General features: G+C 32.6%; 21 protein-coding genes. 13 read left to right on the top strand and 8 right to left on the bottom strand.

All coding sequences use genetic code 11. The annotated features are described in order from the left end of the window. Positions 1-138 precede the first annotated feature (138 nt). The 7 genes from AB8B65_RS03330 (at position 139) to AB8B65_RS03360 (ending at position 7,753) form a co-directional block, all read left to right on the top strand. The gene (locus AB8B65_RS03330; RefSeq protein WP_405299438.1) at positions 139-660 is read left to right on the top strand and encodes a DUF4199 domain-containing protein; all 522 of its coding nucleotides are present in this window, start codon (positions 139-141) and stop codon (positions 658-660) included. Between the two features lie 12 nt (positions 661-672). Then, on the top strand, positions 673-1,059 hold the full coding sequence (locus AB8B65_RS03335) for a VOC family protein (RefSeq protein WP_405299439.1): 387 nt from the start codon (positions 673-675) through the stop codon (positions 1,057-1,059). Between the two features lie 62 nt (positions 1,060-1,121). Next, a complete protein-coding gene (locus AB8B65_RS03340) occupies positions 1,122-2,027 on the top strand; it encodes a hypothetical protein (protein ID WP_405299440.1) in 906 nt (301 codons plus the stop codon). An 86-nt stretch (positions 2,028-2,113) separates the two neighbouring features. Then, on the top strand, positions 2,114-2,617 hold the full coding sequence (locus tag AB8B65_RS03345; RefSeq protein WP_405299441.1) for a hypothetical protein: 504 nt from the start codon (positions 2,114-2,116) through the stop codon (positions 2,615-2,617). 86 nt (positions 2,618-2,703) lie between these two features. Then, positions 2,704-3,030 carry an ArsR/SmtB family transcription factor gene (locus AB8B65_RS03350; RefSeq protein WP_405299442.1) on the top strand — a complete coding sequence of 109 codons (327 nt, stop codon included), beginning with the start codon at positions 2,704-2,706 and terminating at the stop codon, positions 3,028-3,030. Between the two features lie 560 nt (positions 3,031-3,590). After that, positions 3,591-7,010, top strand: a complete 3,420-nt coding sequence (locus AB8B65_RS03355) for a hypothetical protein (RefSeq protein ID WP_405299443.1) — start codon at positions 3,591-3,593, stop codon at positions 7,008-7,010. A gap of 188 nt (positions 7,011-7,198) precedes the next feature. Further along, positions 7,199-7,753: a hypothetical protein gene (locus AB8B65_RS03360; RefSeq protein ID WP_405299444.1), complete on the top strand. Its 555-nt coding sequence runs from the start codon at positions 7,199-7,201 to the stop codon at positions 7,751-7,753. Between the two features lie 83 nt (positions 7,754-7,836). Here the strand turns inward: AB8B65_RS03360 and AB8B65_RS03365 are convergent, their stop codons facing one another. From AB8B65_RS03365 to AB8B65_RS03380, 4 genes are all read right to left on the bottom strand, one after another. Continuing rightward, positions 7,837-8,703 carry a hypothetical protein gene (locus AB8B65_RS03365; protein WP_405299445.1) on the bottom strand — a complete coding sequence of 289 codons (867 nt, stop codon included), beginning with the start codon at positions 8,701-8,703 and terminating at the stop codon, positions 7,837-7,839. A 454-nt stretch (positions 8,704-9,157) separates the two neighbouring features. Continuing rightward, positions 9,158-10,702 carry a glycine--tRNA ligase gene (locus AB8B65_RS03370; protein WP_405299446.1) on the bottom strand — a complete coding sequence of 515 codons (1,545 nt, stop codon included), beginning with the start codon at positions 10,700-10,702 and terminating at the stop codon, positions 9,158-9,160. A gap of 36 nt (positions 10,703-10,738) precedes the next feature. After that, positions 10,739-11,293: a class I SAM-dependent methyltransferase gene (locus AB8B65_RS03375; protein ID WP_405299447.1), complete on the bottom strand. Its 555-nt coding sequence runs from the start codon at positions 11,291-11,293 to the stop codon at positions 10,739-10,741. Positions 11,294-11,407: 114 nt separating this feature from the next. Next, positions 11,408-11,806: a hypothetical protein gene (locus AB8B65_RS03380; RefSeq protein ID WP_405299448.1), complete on the bottom strand. Its 399-nt coding sequence runs from the start codon at positions 11,804-11,806 to the stop codon at positions 11,408-11,410. Between the two features lie 50 nt (positions 11,807-11,856). Here AB8B65_RS03380 and AB8B65_RS03385 point away from each other — a divergent pair, with 50 nt between their 5' ends. Both AB8B65_RS03385 and AB8B65_RS03390 read left to right on the top strand, forming a co-directional pair. Beyond that, positions 11,857-12,546 carry a ComF family protein gene (locus AB8B65_RS03385; protein ID WP_405299449.1) on the top strand — a complete coding sequence of 230 codons (690 nt, stop codon included), beginning with the start codon at positions 11,857-11,859 and terminating at the stop codon, positions 12,544-12,546. 61 nt (positions 12,547-12,607) lie between these two features. Beyond that, the gene (locus tag AB8B65_RS03390; protein WP_405299450.1) at positions 12,608-14,224 is read left to right on the top strand and encodes an Ig-like domain-containing protein; all 1,617 of its coding nucleotides are present in this window, start codon (positions 12,608-12,610) and stop codon (positions 14,222-14,224) included. A 243-nt stretch (positions 14,225-14,467) separates the two neighbouring features. On the opposite strand, the gene AB8B65_RS03395 is transcribed toward AB8B65_RS03390, so the two are convergent. The 4 genes from AB8B65_RS03395 to AB8B65_RS03410 form a co-directional block, all read right to left on the bottom strand. Continuing rightward, the gene (locus AB8B65_RS03395; protein WP_405299451.1) at positions 14,468-15,547 is read right to left on the bottom strand and encodes an AAA family ATPase; all 1,080 of its coding nucleotides are present in this window, start codon (positions 15,545-15,547) and stop codon (positions 14,468-14,470) included. 61 nt (positions 15,548-15,608) lie between these two features. Next, a complete protein-coding gene (locus AB8B65_RS03400; protein ID WP_405299452.1) occupies positions 15,609-16,394 on the bottom strand; it encodes an amidohydrolase in 786 nt (261 codons plus the stop codon). Positions 16,395-16,476: 82 nt separating this feature from the next. Beyond that, positions 16,477-17,181, bottom strand: a complete 705-nt coding sequence (locus AB8B65_RS03405; protein WP_405299453.1) for a LytR/AlgR family response regulator transcription factor — start codon at positions 17,179-17,181, stop codon at positions 16,477-16,479. 89 nt (positions 17,182-17,270) lie between these two features. After that, complete coding sequence (locus AB8B65_RS03410) at positions 17,271-18,239, bottom strand: sensor histidine kinase (protein WP_405299454.1); 969 nt, start codon at positions 18,237-18,239, stop codon at positions 17,271-17,273. Positions 18,240-18,388: 149 nt separating this feature from the next. Between AB8B65_RS03410 and AB8B65_RS03415 the strand changes: the two genes are divergently transcribed. From AB8B65_RS03415 to AB8B65_RS03430, 4 genes are all read left to right on the top strand, one after another. Further along, positions 18,389-18,652 carry a DUF6794 domain-containing protein gene (locus AB8B65_RS03415; protein ID WP_405299455.1) on the top strand — a complete coding sequence of 88 codons (264 nt, stop codon included), beginning with the start codon at positions 18,389-18,391 and terminating at the stop codon, positions 18,650-18,652. Between the two features lie 110 nt (positions 18,653-18,762). Further along, complete coding sequence (locus AB8B65_RS03420) at positions 18,763-19,650, top strand: thioredoxin family protein (protein ID WP_405299456.1); 888 nt, start codon at positions 18,763-18,765, stop codon at positions 19,648-19,650. A gap of 221 nt (positions 19,651-19,871) precedes the next feature. Then, positions 19,872-21,572 carry a helix-turn-helix domain-containing protein gene (locus AB8B65_RS03425; protein ID WP_405299457.1) on the top strand — a complete coding sequence of 567 codons (1,701 nt, stop codon included), beginning with the start codon at positions 19,872-19,874 and terminating at the stop codon, positions 21,570-21,572. Positions 21,573-21,685: 113 nt separating this feature from the next. Continuing rightward, complete coding sequence (locus tag AB8B65_RS03430; RefSeq protein ID WP_405299458.1) at positions 21,686-21,844, top strand: hypothetical protein; 159 nt, start codon at positions 21,686-21,688, stop codon at positions 21,842-21,844. Positions 21,845-22,018: the final 174 nt, after the last annotated feature.

The following is a 22,018-nucleotide window of genomic DNA, read 5'->3' on the forward strand; positions in this document are numbered from 1 at the left end:
AAAAATGTGTTTTGTGGCACTTGGACTGAATCTTCAAATATCAAAAGGCTAATGAGATAATTGAACCATAAAATGTAAAACATATTGCTTTTTACAAAATTAGTACCTTAGTACAACACAATTGATACGTTTACCAACATGAAAAATACAGTGCTCACCTACGGAATTTATAGTTTTATCTTAGCTTCCATCCTATTTTCGGCAGCGCTTTATTTTGGCTATGCGTTGGAATTTAAAACGCACGGAATCATTGGATATGTAACCATGATTTTGTCACTTAGTCTTGTCTATTTTGGGATAAAACAACACAAAAATCACGTTCTTGAAGGTGAAATTGATTTTAAACCTGCCTTTGTTGTAGGTTTTGGAATTACTTCATTTGTGGCGATCGCTTTTGGATTGATCGATGCAATATATATTTCTACAATCAATCCTGATTTTACAGAAACCTATATTGCGTATGAATTTGGCTTGTTGGAAGCACAACAACTCACAGAAGCAGAACTGTATTACGATAAAAAATCCATTCTAAAACGAAGTGAAGTTTTTGACAATTCAACAATCACATTCTTTGTTACGCTAATGATGGTTTTAGTCATTGGAACCATCATTTCACTACTTTCTGCATTACACTTACACACAAAAGAAAACGAACAATAACAAATACTACAAATGAAAAATAGAGTCACTGGCTTAGGCGGATTTTTCTTCAAAACGGAAGATCCAAAAGGATTAAAAAATTGGTACGGAAAACATTTAGGATTGCCTGTAGATGAGTATGGCTGTACTTTTTGGTGGAAAGATAAAGAAGGAAACGACTGTTCTACACAATGGAGTACGTTTCCAAAAGACACCAACTATTTTAAACCAAGCGAAAAGCAGTTTATGATGAACTTTAGAGTTGAAAACTTGGTAGAACTCCTAGCTGTTTTAAAAGAAGAAGGCGTTACTATTGTTGGTGAAATAGAAGAATATAGTTATGGTAAATTTGGTTGGATTATAGATCCGGAAGGAAATAAAATTGAACTTTGGGAACCTAATGATGATGCATTTAAATAAAAAACTTACCTTGAGAATACAATGAAAAACCTACCTGTTTTTTAAACCAACATCAACACATAATGAAGAATTTTTCACTCTTATTACTGCTGATTTGTGCTATTGGGCATGCGCAAATTGAAGAAACAATCAAAAAAGACATTACAAAACTTGCTAACATCATTAATACAAAAGATGTCCAAGGTTTTTATGATTTTCTATGCGATACAAAAGATTTAAAAAAGTTATTTGCCGCAAGTGATGAAACAGATTATAATAAAATCAAATTTCGATATGGACAACATCTAGAAATGCAACCCAACATGCTTTTTCACGATGAATTAGATAGGAAATTAAAGAAGTATAAAAAACGTCCCAAGCTAAAACCTCATCTAGTTTTATATAAAAAAGCTACTATGGAAGCTGAAAAGAAAACGGTTATTACAATTTTCTTCAAAGATGCTAATGGCTCATTGTTTAGCATGGAACTTAAAAGTAAGAAAATTGGAAATGAGATGTTCTATGCTTATAAAGGAGAATTAGAAAAATTACAGCAAAAAAATATTGACAATTTCAATCAAAAGATCAAACCACTCATTACAAACAATACAAGTAGTTTTTCTATAATTTCTTTTAGCAAAGCAAGTTCAACTACAAAAGAGAAAGCTTATCCTTATGCTACTCTAGATGAAAAACCCATTATTGAAAATAAAGTACAACTATCAGATTTTTCTAAAAAAGTACAAACGGAAGTTTTAAAAATTATTGATCCATCCAAAGAAAACTTAGGTCGAAATAGATGCATGGTACGCTTAATCGTTACCAAAGACAAACAATTCAAAAATATTAGAATTAGAGCTGCAACCAAAACCTTAGAAGATAATGTCTTAACCATTCTTCAAAAGCAAAAAGTTACTCAAGCTGGCAAAAAAGATGGAATTCCGGTAGATACAGAAATTACGCTTGTACTCATGTTTACTATAAAATAAAGTACAATATAGATACTTTTGACAATTAAGTTGTAACAAATACATGATATTGGAAACTAATAAATATCATCAAAAGAAAAACAATCATGAGTAAAAACGACGATAACACATCTAAAGAATCTAATGACTCCGACGCTGAATTTCACAAAGCAAAAATAGTGCGAGAAACCAAAGCCGAAGAAATCAAAGATGAAATAAAGGACAGCTTAAACAACGCAAAGGAAAAAGCATCTGAATTTGCGGGTGAAGCCAAAGAAAAATTCTCAGATTTCTCTGAAAAAGCACAGGAAAAAGCAGCCGATTTTGCCGAAGACGCGAAAGAAGCTTTTGGAGACGCAAAAGAAAAAGCATCTGAATTTGCAGACGAAGCCAAAGAAAAATACGACGAATACAAAGAAGTTGCAAAAGATAAATTTGCTGAAATTAGCGAAGAAGCAAAGGAAGTTTTGGAAGACGTAAAAGAAAAAGTAAGCGAATTTGCCGAAGAAGCGAGTGAGCGATTGGGAGAGTTTTCAGAAGAAGCCAAAGAAACGCTAGAAGAAGCTTCTAAAAAAACGAAAAGTTTTTTTCAACGTTTATTTGGAAAGTAAAAATTCACGAAATAAAAGATATAAAAAGCACTAAAAGTATTCAGCTTTTTATATCTTTATTGTAATATCACGTTATAACTTATAATATGGGCATTACAAAGAATCACATCTTCGACGAATATCAAAATGAAACGGCTTTAATCACGAAAGTATTAGGGCATCCTGCACGAATTGCCATTTTGCAACACATCAGTAAAAATGAATATTGCAATTGCAACGACTTGGTAAAAGCGACAGGTTTGGCACAACCTACAGTTTCACAACATCTTTCCGAAATCAAAAGAATTCAGTTACTGAAACAAAAACAACAAGGGAAAAATACGTTTTATGCCATTGATTTGGATTTACTAAATCAATACCGACGAAAAATAAATGACTTTTTTGTAAAAGTACAAATGGACTGTCAGAAGTAGGATTTACATTTCGACTGCGCTCAATGTGACAGGTTTTGGAAGTTTCAAAAACTTCACCGCGAGGAGTTTACGACGCGACAGTCAATTTCTAAGTAAAGTCTGAATTTTCTTTGAACGAGATTGCCACGAATTTTCTACAATGTCGCTTCAAGTGATTTTCGCATGATTAAGCCTATCGAAGTACTGAAAATTATATCGAGAAATAGTGTAAAATTAAAGCGCTTCTCGATACAACAAATCACAGATTCGCCAATCGAATAGACGTTAAAGTTTCAAATATGTTATATGATTACAATCGTCACTTCGAGTGATTTTTCGAAATAAAATAGAGAAAAATTGTATCGAGAAGTACTTGAAAACACTAAGCTTCTTTCTTATGAATTTGTTTTTTTTGATTCATCTTTCAATCAAAGCAACTTATAAACTCATAAACTATAAAAAACTCCAACTTTTAAACTCAAAAACTACCAAACTCGTAAACTAATCGCATCCTTTCGACTAAAAAGCTTCTTTTCCTGCGAAAATTAAAATATTTTTGATTGGAATTAGTTTAGTTGTAAATGAAGTCACTCTTTCTATTTTTTTGTGTCGGATTGTTTTTCGCTGTAAATGTACAGGGACAAACAGAAAATCGCCGTACAAAAAAAGTGGCAGTCAAAGATGCTATCGTTTTGGATTCAGTGAGTATCAATCCGTTTCAATTCAAACTCACAGATAAAAAAAATAAAAAAATTGATTCTTCCGCGTATCGAATTGATTTTAAGAAAGCGATTCTGTATTTAGATTTGACAAAAATTACTTCCGATTCCATTCGCGTAAGCTATACCAAATATCCTGATTTTTTAACAAAGAAATACACTGGTTTTAATAAGAATTCTATTGTTCAAAACCCAATTGATATAGATAAAATTGTTTCGCTTAGCACGAATAAAGAACCTAAAAATACACGCCTTTTTGATGGTTTGAATACTTCGGGAAGCATTTCACGTGGTGTAACTGTGGGAAATAATCAGAATTCTGTTTTAAATTCGGAACTCGATTTACAAATTTCGGGGAAAATCTCAGAAAATGTAACGCTTCGCGCGTCAATTCAAGATGCAAATATTCCGATACAAGAAAGTGGATATTCGCAACGTTTAGACGAATTTGATCAGGTTTTTATTGAGTTGGAAAGTAAAAACTGGAAAATTCGCGCTGGTGATGTCAATCTCGAAAATACAACGACCAATTTTATGCGCTTTCAGAAAAAAGTACAAGGTGTTGGCGTTACAGCCGTTTTGCCTGGCGAAAATAGTAAAACCACTTTATTTGCTTCTGGTGCGTTGGTTCGCGGTCGTTATACACAAAGTAGATTTCAAGGGCAAGAAGGAAATCAAGGTCCGTATAAATTGACAGGTCCAAATGAAGAATTATTTATATTGATTATTTCGGGAAGTGAAACCGTTTTTGTCAACGGATTACCGGTAGAACGTGGAGAAAACAATGATTATATTATTGATTACAACGCGGGAGAAATTACGTTTACTTCCAAATATCCGATTACGTCAGAAATGCGTATTTCGGTCGAATATCAGTTTACAGACAACAATTATACGCGATTTGTAGCGTATGGCGGTGCGCAATATGAACGCGAAAAGTTTAAAATTGCAGGCTATATTTATTCTGAAAATGATTCTAAAAATCAGCCAATTCAACAAAATTTATCGGAAGAACAAGTAGAAATTTTGCGTGATGCAGGAGACGATCAACAATTAATGTCTGCGCCTTCCGCAGTTGAACAAGCGTTTACAGAAAACCGAATTTTGTACCGAAAAGAAACCGTAAGTACAGGAGAAATATTTGTATTTTCCAACAATCCTGACGATACTTTATTTGATGTCCGATTCACTTTAGTTGGCGATAATCAAGGAAATTATGTCTTATCAAACACCGCTTCCAACGGACGTATTTACGAATATGTTTCGCCAATTGCTGGCATTCCGCAAGGAAATTACGAACCAATTATTCAGTTAGTTTCGCCTACAAAAACACAAGTTGCTGTTGTAAATGGAGCATATACGCCAAGCGAAAAAACGAATGTACAGTTTGAAGTTGGCGTGAGTAATAATGATCAGAATTTGTTTTCGTCTTTGGACGATGATGACAATCAAGGTTTGGCTGCCAATATTAAAGTACGCCAGCAATTACTAAACAAGAAATGGAAGATTAATAGTTTTGCGAATTTTAATCATATTGATGAAAAGTTTCAGACAATTGAGCGTTTGTATTCGATTGAATTTAATCGTGATTGGAACTTGGACAACAATTTCAACACAGGAAATCAGCAGTTTTTAGCCACAGGTTTGGATTTTTCTAACGAGAAAAACGGCACGGCACAATATCGTTTTGAGTATTTAGATTTTAAAAATAATGCTACGGGAAATCGGCATGTGTTGGAATCAAATTTGAAGTTTGATAAACTGCAATTCCAATCTAGCGGAAGCTTTTTAAAGAATGAAACCAACACTACAACTTCCGATTTTTTACGTTTGTTTGCACGCTCTGCATATAGTTTTGAGAAAAGTTGGATTGGCGCACGTGTCGATTTGGAAAGTAACGAACAGAAAGAAATTACCACCGAAAATTTTACGCCATTAAGTCAACGATTTAAAGCGTATACAGGATTTATTGGTGTTGGCGATAGCTTAAAAATCCATGCTGAAGTTGGTTATACATATCGTGTAAATGATAGTTTGCGCAACAATAATTTGCAACGTGTAAATACGTCGAATACATACTTTTTAAAATCGCGATTGATTCAGAATAAAAACACACAATTGTCTCTATTTGTCAATTATAGAACGTTAAATCAGGAAGATGAAGATTTGGAAGACGAGAAGTCATTGAATTCGCGTTTGGTATATCAACAACGATTATTTAATAAAATTATAACCTTAAATACAGTCTACGAAACCAATTCGGGAACCTTGCCGCAGCAAGAATTTACGTATGTACAAGTTGATCAAGGACAAGGTGTCTACACTTGGAATGATTATAATGAAAACGGCATTCAAGAGTTGAACGAATTTGAATTGGCGCAGTTTCCTGATGAAGCTATTTATGTTCGTGTGTTGTTACCGAATCAGATTTTTATTAAAACGCATCAAAACAAATTTAGTCAAGTAGTTACTTTTAATCCGACACAATGGAATACGAGTAATGCAAAAGGCTTGAAGAAGTTTTTATCGCATTTTTACAATCAAGCATCATTTTTAATAGATAGAAAGATTCGCCGTGAAAACGATAATTTTAATTTTAATCCTTTTGATGATGACGAAAGCGACAATGTATTAGGATTGAGTCAAACCTTACGAAATGCGCTCTTTTTCAATCGCGGAAAGCAGAAATACACCAGTTCGTATACGTATTTGAATGCAAAATCGAAAAACTTACTTTCGATTGGTTCGCAAGAAAATATCAATACATCACATCAACTTCAGTTTACACATAAAATTGGCAAGTTTTGGCTCACCGACTTTATTAGTAGCACAGGAAAAACCGAAAGTATTTCAGAGAACTTTCTAAATAAAAACTTTGAGATTAGTCTGTTTAAAGTGGAACCAACACTTTCCTATTTATTTAGTAGAAATAGTCGTTTTAGCGTGTTTTATAAGTATGAAAATAAGGAGAACTTGGTAGGTAATGCAGAAACTTTGACACAGCAAAAAGTTGGAATTTCATTCGCGTATAGCAATCAGCAAAAAATTGCATTAAATGGTGAGTTTAATTACTTTCAAAATGACTTTACGGGAAATGCATTTTCACCAGTTGGGTATCAAATGTTAGAAGGTTTGCAACCTGGCACCAACTTTACGTGGAATATTTTAATTCAAAAGAAATTGACCAAGTTTTTAGATTTGAATCTGTCGTATTTTGGTCGAAAAAGTGAAACTTCGCAAACAATTCACACAGGAAATGTACAGCTAAAAGCATTCTTTTAATTCAATAACTACTAAAAATGAAGTTTGAATTTATTTTTAAGAATTCAGGTTTTACAGTACTTTAAAACACCATTAACTATTTTGTTTAATATTATTCTAAATAACACGCAACCTTTTTGGAGTTATTGAATCTAACAATGGTATAATTGTTGTTAAAAAAGCAACATACAACAACAAAATCGTTAATTATGAAAAACACCTTTACTACAAAATTACTCGCATTATTCCTTTTGATAGGGTTTCAATCGTATGCACAAGACACCGATACTATGTCAGGTGATCAGTTTAGTATTGATAATCGTCAAAACGAAATTCGTTTAGATGTGTTTGATGCTGCATTTTTCTCTGCTATTGATATTGGTTATGAACGTGTAAATGACAATTCTATTGGGTATGGAGCGTCTCTTTTTGTCAATTTAAGAGATCCAGGAGATGATGCCGCATATTATGAAAAAATTGCATTTACACCATTTTTCAGATTTTACTTTTTTAATTATGAAGATTATGGAGCCAAAGGTCTTTTTGCAGAAGTATTTTCAAAGTTTGCTTCAGGAGATAATCCTGATAATTTAGACGAAGAATACTTTGATGCTGCTTTAGGATTGGCTATTGGTAAAAAGTGGGTAAATAGAAGAGGATTTATGTTAGAGGTTTCATTTGGTGGCGGACGAAATATCGGATTGGATGATATTTCTCCAGATTTCACTTTTAGAGGTGGAATTTCTTTAGGATATAGATTTTAAGCAAAAAAATTACATGAAAAAGTGAAAGCCTATTGTTAAATACAATAGGCTTTCTTTTTTTGATTAACCGTATTTTTTAGGTATTACCAACACCATCCTGCTACTGAAGATACTTGGTCGTTCCAAGAAGTTCTCCACCATAAAGCACCTGAAAGTGTATACCAAGTTAGGTTTCTAACATATACTCCGCTCCAAGGACGTCCTCTATAAAAACCTATAGATCTTCCATTGAAACATGAATGTTGATACAATCTTGTATAAATCCTTTTATTCCAAGGTTTTGTAGCAACTAACGATGACATTTGATCATTATTAGAAGATCCTACCCAATGGTTTCTAAAAAATCTTTTATAATGTCTACGCAAAGACGTCATTTCAGTATTGTAATATGCATGTCTGTAATAACGAAATTTTCCACTACCACTTAAAGAATAACTATGACATGGTCCTTTGGCAGTTATTTCACCTTGCCCAGTATTGTCTCGTCTGCCATTATCATCTGCACCAGCTTCTTCTTGCGGAATTGCCTCTTCAGCATATCTTTCTACTTGCGCATCCATTTCTGCTTCTGAATTGAATATTTCTGCATCAATTTCTACAAAACCTGAGTTATCATTTTGTACTTCATCTGGATTTTCATCCTCTGGTAAGTTTGTAAATAAAACCGCTTGTGGTCCTTCTCCTTCTGGAAATAAAGCATAAGCACGTTCCAAATCGCCTTCTGTACTTAATAATTCTCCCGATTCGTTATCGATGGTATAGTTTACACTAAAGCGCTCTCCGTAATAGTCATAATTATACTTTACGAGCGTAGTGTTACCAGAATTTTTTGAGATATCGAAATCTGCTTGTTCATCTGGTAGTTCGCTTACCGTGTCATTTTGACAACTGGTAATTGTTAAGGCTGCTATTAAAAACATGCCCAAATACATTTTAAAATTTTTCATCATTTTAATAAGGTTTTTATGGTTAGAAAAGGATTTTCCCTAAATCCCTTTAGTAATGATGTTGCAACAAAATCACAGTACGAATTAACGACGTAAATAACACATTTTCAAACACTTGATTTTTGCATTTATAAATACAGACATGGTATTTATAAATAACACATGCTTATATTCCTAGCTTAGCTACTATGAATGTTAACTTTTAAGAAAAATATTACAATTTTATATGTAAATACTTATTACTGCTGTAGTTTATCTATTTTAGGGAAGAAAATTGTAATAAATAGAAACTAAGGCGTATGCATATCGTGCTTAAAAAGTTTGTAATGCCGTATTTGCAATGCATTTTACTTTTTATTACGAATGGTTAAGTTTTCCATTACAGGGAGAATTAAGCACAAAAAGAGGCAGTTTTGATGGTTAAAACTGCCTCTTTTTTATATTTTTTTGATTGAATTTACATGTTCTTCAACCAAGTACGCATGTTTACTTCTTTATTGATAATTCCGCGAACATCTTCAATTTTTACACGTTGTTGTTCCATCGTATCTCTATGACGAATAGTTACCATATTATCTTCTTTAGTTTCATGATCGACAGTAATACAAAATGGAGTTCCTGCGGCATCTTGCCTACGATAACGTCGTCCAATAGAATCTTTTCCTTCTTCATAAACCATATTAAAATCCCATTTTAAATCGTCCATGATTTTTCTAGCAATTTCTGGCAAACCATCTTTTTCTACTAGAGGTAATACTGCTGCTTTCGTTGGCGCTAAAACGGCTGGCAAACGCAATACAACACGTGTTGATCCGTCTGGCAATGTTTCTTCTACTAAAGAGTTTGAGAAAATTGCTAAAAACATACGATCTAAACCAATAGATGTTTCTACCACATACGGCACGTAACTTTCTTTGGTTTCACTATCGTAATACTGTAGTTTTCTTCCAGAATGTTTTTCGTGCGCTTTTAAATCGAAATCGGTACGCGAGTGAATTCCTTCGAGTTCTTTGAAACCGAACGGAAATTTGAATTCTATATCTGCGGCAGCATCTGCATAATGTGCTAATTTTTCATGATCGTGAAAACGGTAATTATCTGCTCCCATTCCTAGTGATAAATGCCACTTCATACGATTTTCTTTCCATTGCTCGTACCATTCTTTTTGTGTTCCTGGTTTTACAAAGAATTGCATTTCCATTTGTTCAAATTCGCGTTGTCTAAAGATAAACTGACGCGCTACAATTTCGTTACGGAATGCTTTTCCTGTTTGTGCAATTCCGAACGGAATTTTCATTCGTCCCGTTTTTTGTACGTTTAGAAAGTTTACAAAAATACCTTGTGCCGTTTCTGGTCGTAAATACAAGTCCATTGCAGTATCTGCGGAAGCGCCTAATTTTGTACCAAACATCAGGTTAAACTGCTTCACTTCTGTCCAATTCTTTGAACCTGAAACTGGATCTGCAATTTCCAATTCTTCAATCAAAGCTTTTACATCGGCTAAATTTTCATTTTCTAGTGAAGAAGCCAAGCGAGAAAGAATCGTATTTATTTTTTCTTGATATCCTAAAACACGACCGTTAGTCCCTAAAAATTCTTCTTTATTGAATGCCTCACCAAAGCGTTTTGCTGCTTTTCTAACTTCTTTTTCAATTTTGTTTTCAATTTTAGCGCAGTAATCTTCTACCAAAACATCAGCGCGATATCTTTTCTTAGAATCTTTGTTATCAATAAGAGGATCGTTAAATGCATCCACGTGGCCAGAAGCTTTCCAAGTAGTTGGATGCATGAGAATTGCAGCATCAATCCCTACAATATTTTCATGCATTTGCACCATTGCTTTCCACCAATAGTCGCGTATATTTTTCTTTAACTCTGCTCCATTTTGAGCATAATCGTATACTGCACTTAATCCGTCATAAATTTCACTTGACTGAAATATATATCCGTATTCTTTTGCGTGCGATACTACTTTTTTAAATTGGTCGTCTTGTTTTGCCATACCGCAAATATAAAACGTTTGTATATCAGCTACAAGCTATTTTTTAGCGATATATACAAAAGCTGGCGGAATGTTGAAAAGTTCGAATGACAACTTGACTTTATCCTTAAAAACTTTTTTGAGTTTTTTGTAGTAGGTAAGACTGTATTGGTATTGAACAAATAAGCCATCATCAACCATTGCGTCGTATGCATTGGCTAAAATTCGATCGCTTATTTCGACAGGAATATTTGTAAATGGTAGGCTTGAAACGATGCAATCTGCCTTTTCAAAACCGTGTTTTTGTAGAATTGGTGTTACTTCTTCCGCAGAAACTTTTTCAATAATTAGTTGTGGGTGTTTTATTTTCTCTAACGATTCAAAAAATTTATCGTTCACTTCAAACGTAATTAATGTAGTGTGCGGTTGTATTCTTTTTAAAATATGTTTGGTAATGATTCCATTTCCTGGACCAAATTCGACAATTACTTTTGCAGTATTGTAATCGATATTTTTCACCATTCGTTTACATAAAAAACGAGAACTCGGAAAAATGGTTCCTGCAGTTTTAATATCGCGTATGGCTTCTCTGAAAAATTTGAATCTATCCAATCGAGGAGATTTTAATACTTAATGTTTGTTTTAATCTATCGCGAAGTAAAGAAAATATTCAGAAAGTATGGCGATTTTTGTATGATTCTTTTTCTTTTTAAAAATCAATACAGCCTAATAAATTGGATTTGTTTGAGTTGAAGAGGTTTCGTGATGTTGTTTTTGTTGTAAACGATGATTGTTTTTTCGCAACTCAAGCATTTTTTTTCTGTATTCTAAGATAGATTCATAATCTAAAATGCTATGTTCTAAATTGTCTAATAGTTTGATTGCTTTTAGCTTTTCAGAATTGACTTCTTCTATATCTAAAGTAGCTTCTTTTACTAAATGATCGTAATTTTTTATGATTTCTACCAATTCTTCTTTTACAAGCAATTTTTCGTTATCTAAATAATTATCCTTCTCTCTATTGTCTTTGTAATTGAATACAGAAATGCAAACCATAGATACTGTCATTGCTGCAAGCGCAATTAGTAATATTTTTTGAATCGTATCTTTTGTGGCTCCACTCATAAAAAAGTAGTACTTTTAAGTAAAATATGTTAAAATTTTAACGTTTAAGTGTGGCAAATATATTAAATAATATTCTTTCTTCCTTCTTTCCATCAACTTGCTTGGCATGTACCACTAAATTGATGCATCAAGAACAGCATATTTGTACAAAATGTTTACACAATTTACCCTTTACCGAATTTCATAAGCATCCCGAAAACCCTGTATTACATACATTTTATGGGCGTGTTAGTATTGTAAATGCAACTTCGCTGCTCCACTACAAGAAGAATGGAATGGTACAACAACTTATACATCAATTAAAGTATAAAGGCAGACAAGAAATTGGAACTTTTCTAGGAAATATGTTAGGTAAACGACTTAAAGAGGAAATTTTATACAGTACAATTGACTACATCATTCCTGTTCCGTTACACAAAAAACGATTGCAAAAACGCGGATATAATCAAGTAACAACTTTTGGACAACAGCTTGCAATGCATTTGGAATCGGAATATGCAGCCGATGTACTGGTTAAAGTAAATAATATTAAAACTCAAGCTTTTAAGAAACGAGCCGCACGTTGGTTGACAGCACAACAGTCTTTTGAAGTTATAAATACTGAGAAACTAGCAGGAAAACATATTTTATTGGTAGACGATATTATTACCACCGGAGCCACTTTAGAAGCCTGTGCTTTAGCACTTCAAAAAATACCAAATATTAAAATTAGCGTAGCAACTATGTCAATAGCAAGTTAAAACGTTCGTCAGTACCAAAAATAATTAGTTTATTTGTAGCGCATATATTTTATATCAATTAATGAAACAGCGTTTTATATATTTTTCTTTAGTGATTTTGGTCTTTTTGTCATTGTTCAATTGTGCCAAACGTGGTTTTCCTACTGGTGGCGAACCTGACAAAACACCGCCAAAAATGGTGAAGTCGCAACCAGAAGAATTCAGTACTAATTTTGACGAAGAACGAATCCGAATTTATTTTGATGAGTATATTAAAGTCAAAAATATTCAGAAGCAATTAATTATTTCGCCGCCAATTAAAGAAGGTGGTTATATTTTGTATCCGCAAGGTAGCGCAAGTAAATATATTGATATTCAAATTATTGATACACTTCAAGAGAATACAACGTATTCGTTTAATTTTGGACAAAGTATTGTAGATAATAATGAGGAGAATCCGTACGATTATTTTAAATATGTGTTTTCTACAGGTGCCTATATCGATTCTTTAGAAGTTACCGGAACTATTAATGATGCATTGGACAGAAAACCTGAAAAGTTTGTTTCTGTGATGTTGTATGAGATTGATTCTACCTACAGAGATTCTACCGTATACAAAAAAACACCTACGTATATTACGAATACTTTGGATAGTTTGACCGAGTTTAAACTTGCCAATTTGCGTGCAGGAACGTATAAAATGATTGCGCTAAAAGATAAAGCCAATAATTACCTTTTTAACCCGATAACGGATAAAATTGGATATGTAGCACAAGAAATTACAGTTCCGAACGATTCTTTTTATACAATTACTTTATTTAAGGAAATTCCGGCGTTTAAAGCAACGCGTCCTGCGCAAATTTCTAAGAACATGATTGCTTTCGGATATGAAGGCAAAGTAGATAGCATGGAAATTAAAATCAATTCAGAGGTTGCCGAGAATTTTAAATTCAAAACGACACGTCATCCCGAAAAAGATACGCTACGTTATTGGTTTGAGAATTTAAAACCCGATACCGATTCTTTATTATTTACAGTTTCAAAAGGTACGTATAGCGAAGATTTTACGGTAAAAATAAAAGAGATGGAGAAAGATTCCATGAACCTTTCTGTTAATTTCCAAGGATCTATTCCGCCAAACGGCGATTTTAAAGTAGCTTCCAACACGCCGATTGTTGCTATTGATGCAAATACAATTTCTATTCAAAATAAAGATTCTATTCCTGTAAAATTCACTTCAAAACTGAACGAGACAAATAATAGTTTGGATTTGTTTTTTGAGAAGAAAGAAAACCAGCGTTATAGCATTCAGATGTTGCCAAAAGCAATTACCGATTTTTATGGTGAAGTGAATGACACGCTAAATTACACGTTATCAACAAAAGAAAATAAGGAATATGGGAATATTCAATTGACGTATCCTGGACCTGAATATCCTGTGATTGTACAAGTTGTAAATGAAAAATTGGAAGTTTTAGCGGAAGATTATTTAACGGAACCGAAGCCTTTTTCTAACTTTCCATATATAGATCCGCAATCTGTATATTTTCGCGTTATTTATGATACAAATAAGAATGGAAAATGGGATACTGGAAATTATTTAAAGGATATTCAGCCTGAAGTTATAAAATATTATCCTGGGAAACAACCTGTCAGAGCAAATTGGGATATTATTGAAGTGCTTACGAAGTTGAAGTAGGTTTTGTTAGATGTTAGACCGCTTTGCTACTAGATTTTAGATCGCTTTAGACTTGTTTCCGCTTAGGCGGAAATCTCTTAGACTGCTGTTAGAAATTTTCTATTAAACCCTATAATACTTTAGATGAGATCGTTTTTCTATTGAAATTTAGAGTGTTTTTGTTAAGTTCAAAATTCTGTATAAAACTCCATTAACAAATTGACGAACCATCAAATCGATAAACCCAACTTAATTAAACCCAACTTAATTAAACCCAATTTTCCGTTTTTCCGTTTGTTTAAAACTCTTGTTTTCGTAGTTAAAGATATTAGCCAATGTCATCTCAGAATCAGTTGACTCATGGTTTAAGGAACTTAACAATTGATTGGCTTTTTGTTTTGTCAACGCTTTAAATTCGTAATATGCAATCATTCTTCCTTTTCGCAACAATGCCGTATCAATTTTGTTGATACTTGTGTTGAATGTACAAATGATTTTTATGTTTAAATAATCACTGAAAAGTCCATCTGTAAGCTGTAAAATAGTTGAAACAACCGAACTTTCATTCTTTTGTTCTCTACTTGTCAATACTTTTTCGGCATCTTCAATGATTAAAATCGAATTTTGGTTTTTTAGCAAGAACGAAATAAAATCAGGATGCAGTAATTCATTGACAAATTCGTTCTGAATGAAAATAAAATTCTTCTTATCATGTTTGCTAATCAAGCTTTTAATGTACGATGTTTTCCCTGTTCCTGGAATTCCGTGTAGCAAAATAAGTCCTGCTTTTTCTACAGCTAAGGAAGCTTCAATAGTTTCATTTACTTTGCAAAAATCATCGTTGTACATACTTTGCGTATCACATTTAAAATCTTCCGTACGCACATCTTCTGTAAAAAAGTTACGATTATCTCTTGATAATACTTTAAAAACTGGCGTTCTGTCAAGTCCGAATGTAGTTCGTAACGTATGATTCATTTCAATAATCCATTGCTCCAATTCCGAATCTGAATTGTCATAATAAAATTCAACATCGAGTTCTTCTTGTTCTAACGATATCCAAATAAGCAGCTTTTTTGTCGTACTTTTTAAAAGATATTGGTATGCAAAATCTTTCGAGAAATCCGCATTTTTAGCATCTTCTGTATTCCAATTTTTGAAGACAATTTCGAGCGAATTCAATTGAAAATTGAGCGTTTCTACAACCGTTTCTATATTTTTTTTATTTTCTTCAAGTGGTGTTTTTAGACTAAGAATGGAAGCTATTTTATCAAAACAGATAATATAATAGGTATTTTTATCGAAGTCGCCATACGAATCGAATGAGTCAATTAATTCTGCCATGCGTGTCTTTTAAATTAAGTTATTAATTATCTCTTTCGAATATAAATTAGCTGCGAAGCTTTTAAGCATGCAAGGTAAATGCATCTTTGTCGTCTAGGAATTTCAACTTATTTCTGTAGGTTGAAATGTGTTCTTTGGTAAGCGTTATAATTTCAGTTTCTTCTTTGCTTGGAGTTATATTGGTCAGTTGTTCGCCCAATACATCGTAGGCAGCGGAATGTCCGCAATATTCCAAAGAATTTGCGTCGAGTCCTACTCTATTCACACCAATACAATAACTCATGTTTTCAATGGCGCGCGCTTTTAATAACGCATCCCATGCGCTAACACGCGGTTTTGGCCAATTGGCAACATATAATAAAAGGTCGTAATTTTCTACATTACGAGCCCAAACTGGAAAACGTAAATCGTAACAAATAAGTGGACAAATTTTCCAGCCTTTATATGTAATTGTATTTTTTTCGGTTCCAGCGGTGTATACTTTGTGTTCGCCAGCAAGTGTGAAAGTATGCTTTTTGTCGTAGGTTTCTATGTCTCCAGAAGGCAATACAAATACCGAACGATTGTAGTGATTTCCGTTTTCAGAAATGACCAAACTCCCTGTAATTGCTGTGTTTTTAGCTTTCGCTAGATTTTTTAACCAAGTAATTGTTTCGCCATGCATGGTTTCCGCTACATTTTGCGGATTCATGGTAAAACCAGACGTAAACATTTCGGGCAATACAATAATATCGACTGCTTCAGTAATTCCGTTGATTTTTTCTGCTAACTGCGTTCTGTTTTGCGCAGGATTTTCCCAGATTAAATTGGTTTGTACAAGTGCAACTTTCAGTGCTTGGCTTTCCATGAGTTTCGTAGGTATTTTTGGTCAATTATTGCGTTTTATCAATCGTACTTGTGTCAAAAAAACAATACTGCAAATTTACCACTTATTTTCCATGAATATCCAATACTTCAAAAAGTTTTGCTTTGAAGGTTCTACCAATCGGAATGCGTTTGTCGTGAATATAGACTTCGTTTCCTGAAATTTTATCCACATGATCTTTGTTGATGACAAACGATTTGTGAATTTGAATGAATTGCTGTTCAGGTAGTTTTTGTTTCCAAGTACGCAATGTGCCAATGAAAGATAGTTTTTGTTGTTTGCTTACTAAAGTGAGATAGTTTCGTTCCGATTCGACATAAAAAATTTCTTGAAATTGTATTTTATGAAACGTTTTATCTACGTTTAGGAATAATGTATCTATGCTTGGTTTTTCGGCTTCTTTTTCAACAATTTTTGTTTGAATGCGTTGTGTTTTCTGAATCGCTTTTAGGAAACGTTCCAGCGAAAAAGGCTTTACTAAATAATCAATAATGGTTTCAAATTCAAAGCTTTCCACCGCATAATCAGGATATGCAGTTGTCATGATGATGGTTGGCGGGTTTTTAAGCGTTCGCAGAAAACTCAATCCAGAAATATCAGGTAAATTGATGTCTAAAAAAATTAAGTCAATCGTTTCTGAATTTAACGTATCATACGCTTTTAACGCGGCATTAAACGTTCCAATCAATTCCAAATACGACACTTTAGCAATGTAACTTTTTACGATACGTTGCGCAGGAATTTCATCTTCTATAATGATGCATTTCATCAATTTGTTGTTATTGTTTTTTTAATTGTCAGATAGAACCTCCAAAATAATCATTTTTGGTGTGTGATTGTAATTTAATACGTACTGTTTCATGTCAATTCTAATTTTAAAGTTACTATATATAACGTATCGTCATGAATAGTAAGTTCGTATGTATCTTTGTAAATTAACTGTAAGCGTTTCTTTAAATTTTTCAATCCAATTTTAGCTCCTATACTAGTTTTTGTTTCTTTCGCATGATTCGCACAAATACAAGTTAGTACACCATTAGAAACCTCAATTGTAATATCAATTTTCGTGTGCATTTTACTGTGTTTAAATGCATTTTCAATAATTGTAATAAGCAATAAAGGTGCAATTTGATGCTCCTGTTGTAAAATATTTTTTCGATATTCAATCGTTTTTATGCCTTCCGTTCGTATTTCTTGAAACTTTATATAATTGTCAATAAATTCTAATTCTTTTTCTAACGGAACAAAGGTCGCATTGCTTTCATACAGTACATGTTTTAGATTGTTTGACAGCATTAAAATCAATTCAGGAACTTTTGCAGGTTTTTCTAACGAATAGGAATAAATTGTGTTTAAATTGTTGAATAATACATGCGGATTTATCTGCGATTTCAAAAATTTCAATTCCATTTCGGCGTGCTTTTTTTCAATGGCTTCTACTTCATCTTTCTTTTCTAAATAGCGAAACAACATCCAAATAAAGGAGAAAAAGATAATTGGCACAATGGTTTGCCAGAGGTAATCTGATAAACATTTTACCACACTACAACCACATTCTGCAAAAAAATTACAATACAATTGGGTTGCCAAAAAACTAATCAGCGCAATGATAAGAATATAGATAGCGTACCATTTTTTTCGCACAAAATAAGGCAACAACACAAAATCGTTCACATATACAATACTCACTAAAATGGATAAGTATTGTAGAAATGGATTTTCTGTCCAATAATAGTCTGAAAAGTAAAATAAAGAGACAAAAATGAACAATGTCCAAAACAATATATGAATTAGGATTTTAGAAATTTTATAGCTGAAAAAGTTCATTTGCTCATTTTTAGAAACACTCAAAGTACTAAGAAACGTAAAATTCGTCAAAAATAAGCGTATGAAATACGAGGTTTCTTATACAAACGGTTGTTTTCTATGAAAATACTGCTTTATTTTGAGTTGTAGAACTCATAAATCCTTGTAAAATGGCAACAACATACACTCCAAAAACGATTGATGATTGCATTACAATCATCGATACAATACTTCCTAAAGAAGAAAAAGAAGTGTTTAAAAAAATGAGTCTTTCAGAGTTTACAACATCCGTACATTTTGGCTTAGGCATGTGGATTCGGAATAATTTAGGCGCATGGAATTCGGATGCTGCTTTGGTAAAAAATACAGGTTTGAGTGGCGATTCGTTATCGCATGCAGTTTTGGAAGCTTACTATACACATCTCACAAAATAATCTTTTTTTTGCATGTTGTTTGTGTAGTTACTTTTGCTATCTATACATCTTTTTTTATTTTTTTGGTTTGATGATTGATTTTTGAAGCATGAATTCAAAATCAATCAAAAATGAACAAATTTTTTACTTTCCTATTGATACTTTTTGTGTGTCAAATTTCACTTTCGCAATCGGTGAATCAGTTAACCAAAGATGCACGTGATCGTGATATGCTTTTGGGCGAAATTACCAAAGAAGGTTTTACTTCCAATTCTTTTAATTCATGGTTTTCTCCGAATTATGAAGCCTATGAACCTGATGCTACAATTATAAAAAAACTCAAAAAGAAACTTAAAAAATATTCCATTACTATTTTCATGGGAACTTGGTGTGGCGATAGCAAACGAGAAGTTCCAAAGTTTATGAAACTGTTAGATGCTGCCGATTTTCCAGCAGAAAAACTACGTATTGTTGGTGTTAATAATGCGCGAACAAACTATAAACAAGGTCCAAATGGTGAAGAAAAAGGCTTGAATATTCATCGTGTACCCACTTTTATTGTGTACAACAAACGCGGAAAAGAAGTTGGACGTATTGTGGAACATGCAGTAGAAAGCTTGGAAGCTGATTTACTTCAAATTTGCAGAAGAAAATCATACGAACATCAGTACCAAGTTGTTACAGAATTGCATCAATTATTTGAGAAAAAAGGAATGGAGTATGTTTCTGAAAATGAAGAAAAAGTCATTCAAAAACTACAAAAGCATTCCAAAAGTTTAAAAGAATTAAATACTTATGGTTATGTGTTGCTTCGCGCGAAAGCGACATCAAAAGCCATTCGTGTTTTTACCATTAACACTAAATTATTTCCAGCTGATAAAAACGGTTATGACAGTTTGGGCGAAGCTTATTTTACAGCGAACAATTACGAAAAAGCCACAAAATATTACACAAAAGTATTAGCATTAGACGCAAATGACAAAAATGCAAAAACCATGTTAGCGAAAATGCAGAAATAATTTTAGCAACGCAAAGTTTGTTTGAAAAGCAACGCGTCTCCTAGCGAGATTGTGCGTTGCTTTTCTGTTTTAAAAAAAAGAGGTTGTACTATATTCTTGCCTTAATTATTAGTAAATTTAACAGCAATTGTTGCTTTTGAAAATTTAACCAAAAATACCTACCATGATTTTCAAACATTCTGATATTAGTTGAATACGCCTAGACTATACACATACGTTTTATGAAATTTTTGCTTCCTAGATTTTTAGCATGTTTAATACTATTTACATATTCTTCCAATGTAAACGCTCAGGAATTATCGCAAGATGCTTCTTTAGCAGAAATGTATAAGCACATAGCAGAACAAAAATTTTCCGATCCAGCAGCTGCACATATAAATGCCGAACTTCTCCTGCTAAAAAGTCAAGCTGAAAACAATAAAGAATACATCTTCAAAGCCTATTACCAACTTGCCAGAATTGCTAATGTCCAAGGTGATTATAAAACAGGGATTCGATTTACAGAACAAGCTATACTTACTGCAAAAGAAATAAAAAATGAAGTGTTTTTATCCAAAGCTTATCTTATTAAAGGAAATTCACACGTATATCTTGGAGATGATGAAGCGTCTTTAAAATATAATATTAAAGCATTGGAATATGCAAAAAAAAGTAACCATATTCGAATTCAGATTATGGCCAATGGTAATATTGCCAAAATAAAGCGCAATGTCCATTTTAATGAGGAAGCTTTAAAAATGTTTAAGCAAAATTTCAAATTGTGCCAGCAACATGGATTAGAAAAAGAAATTATAGGAATTAATACGTATTTAGGACTTACAGGAACTTTTTTGACTTTATCACAACCAGATTCTACGCTGGTATATGCAAAACCTGGACTTGCTTATGCTTCCGCAAATAAAGATACAGAAGGAGAAAGTTATTTTTATATAGATATGGGAATTGCATATTATATGAAAAGTGATTTTGAAAAAGCTGTTACCTATTTAAAAAAAGCGAAAGTAATTACACTTGATTTAAAGAATAAAAAGCGCTTGGTAGAAGTCTATTATTATATTGGAAAATCTTATGTAGGATTGGAAAATTATACGAAAGCAATTGAGTTTTTAGAATTGACCAAAGAAACTGTCTTAAAAGAAAATAAGAAGAAGAATACACTAAAATTCAATCCGCATATTTTACTAAAAACACATGAAGTTCTGGCGGAAGTATATAAAAAGGAAGGTGAGATTGAAAAATCAAATGCAAGTTTTGAAGAGTACAAAGCCTTAGACAAGTTAAAAGATATAGATCGTACAAATGTATATGAAACTTTACTTGACAATGTAAATAAAGAGAATAAACAATTAAGTACTTCGGAATCATATTTAAAAGATACTGTGAAAATTATTTCTATTCTCGGAGTGATTGTGTTGATTTGTTGTGTATTTTTTATTCTAAAATTCATCAAAATGCGAAAAAAAAGTAAAATCATTTTTGAGCAATTGATGAAAAAAATTGAAGCAGAAAGTCATCAAAAGAAAAAAACACCTGTTACGATTCAAGATAAAAAAGTGCAGGAAATTTTAACCCGTTTAGATAAGCTTGAGGTTTCTTTATATTTTTTGAATAGTAATTGTACGTTACAAAATGTAGCCAAGAAAATAAAAACCAACACCAGTTATTTGTCAAAAATTATTGGCACACACAAACAAAAAAAATTTACGGAATACATCAATGAACTTCGCATTCAATATGTATTAAAACAGTTAAAAGAAGATTCTAAGTTCAGAAAATATTCGATTAAAAATATTGCAGAAGAAATAGGCTATAAAAGCACCAATTCGTTTACAAAACATTTTAAAGCATATACCAAATTGTATCCTTCTTTTTACATTCAAACTCTAAATGAAAAAGAAAAAAACGGTGACGCAAATTTATAAATTTGAGTTATTTACGCTTCAAAGTATACTAGTTAACGTATAAATTATGTTTATTTTCAATCACGAATCTATAACTTAAATAATTCATTATGAAGAAAAAAGACTTAAACACTATGCACTTACGAAAGCGTTTAATTGCAAATATGCAAGCAAACTATTTGGAAGCTTTAAAAGGAGGAACACGGAGTCAGAGTAACGATGGCTCATTTGACTCTGTTGACTATACTATTTGCCCAGGTCAAATGCACTGTGTTCATAATATCACTATCTAAAAAACTTAAACGGATAACAACCTCTAAAACGAAAATAAAGAGGCTGTCTAAAAAGTCATAATTTCGTCAAACCGAACTTGATTCGGTTTCGCATAACAGTTGAAAATCAGCTTTATGAGATTCTGGATCAAGTCCAGAATGACGACTTCTGAAACTTTCCAGACAGCCTCTTTT

This window comes from Kordia sp., assembly GCF_045105435.1.
Taxonomy (GTDB): Bacteria; Bacteroidota; Bacteroidia; order Flavobacteriales; family Flavobacteriaceae; genus Kordia.

Coding starts and splice junctions, on each gene's coding strand:
- AB8B65_RS03330 (WP_405299438.1), top strand. CDS start 139: ATGAAAAATACAGTGCTCACCTACGGAATTTATAGTTTTATCTTAGCT.
- AB8B65_RS03335 (WP_405299439.1), top strand. CDS start 673: ATGAAAAATAGAGTCACTGGCTTAGGCGGATTTTTCTTCAAAACGGAA.
- AB8B65_RS03340 (WP_405299440.1), top strand. CDS start 1,122: ATGAAGAATTTTTCACTCTTATTACTGCTGATTTGTGCTATTGGGCAT.
- AB8B65_RS03345 (WP_405299441.1), top strand. CDS start 2,114: ATGAGTAAAAACGACGATAACACATCTAAAGAATCTAATGACTCCGAC.
- AB8B65_RS03350 (WP_405299442.1), top strand. CDS start 2,704: ATGGGCATTACAAAGAATCACATCTTCGACGAATATCAAAATGAAACG.
- AB8B65_RS03355 (WP_405299443.1), top strand. CDS start 3,591: ATGAAGTCACTCTTTCTATTTTTTTGTGTCGGATTGTTTTTCGCTGTA.
- AB8B65_RS03360 (WP_405299444.1), top strand. CDS start 7,199: ATGAAAAACACCTTTACTACAAAATTACTCGCATTATTCCTTTTGATA.
- AB8B65_RS03365 (WP_405299445.1), bottom strand. CDS start 8,703: ATGATGAAAAATTTTAAAATGTATTTGGGCATGTTTTTAATAGCAGCC.
- AB8B65_RS03370 (WP_405299446.1), bottom strand. CDS start 10,702: ATGGCAAAACAAGACGACCAATTTAAAAAAGTAGTATCGCACGCAAAA.
- AB8B65_RS03380 (WP_405299448.1), bottom strand. CDS start 11,806: ATGAGTGGAGCCACAAAAGATACGATTCAAAAAATATTACTAATTGCG.
- AB8B65_RS03390 (WP_405299450.1), top strand. CDS start 12,608: ATGAAACAGCGTTTTATATATTTTTCTTTAGTGATTTTGGTCTTTTTG.
- AB8B65_RS03395 (WP_405299451.1), bottom strand. CDS start 15,547: ATGGCAGAATTAATTGACTCATTCGATTCGTATGGCGACTTCGATAAA.
- AB8B65_RS03400 (WP_405299452.1), bottom strand. CDS start 16,394: ATGGAAAGCCAAGCACTGAAAGTTGCACTTGTACAAACCAATTTAATC.
- AB8B65_RS03405 (WP_405299453.1), bottom strand. CDS start 17,181: ATGAAATGCATCATTATAGAAGATGAAATTCCTGCGCAACGTATCGTA.
- AB8B65_RS03410 (WP_405299454.1), bottom strand. CDS start 18,239: ATGAACTTTTTCAGCTATAAAATTTCTAAAATCCTAATTCATATATTG.
- AB8B65_RS03415 (WP_405299455.1), top strand. CDS start 18,389: ATGGCAACAACATACACTCCAAAAACGATTGATGATTGCATTACAATC.
- AB8B65_RS03420 (WP_405299456.1), top strand. CDS start 18,763: ATGAACAAATTTTTTACTTTCCTATTGATACTTTTTGTGTGTCAAATT.
- AB8B65_RS03425 (WP_405299457.1), top strand. CDS start 19,872: ATGAAATTTTTGCTTCCTAGATTTTTAGCATGTTTAATACTATTTACA.
- AB8B65_RS03430 (WP_405299458.1), top strand. CDS start 21,686: ATGCACTTACGAAAGCGTTTAATTGCAAATATGCAAGCAAACTATTTG.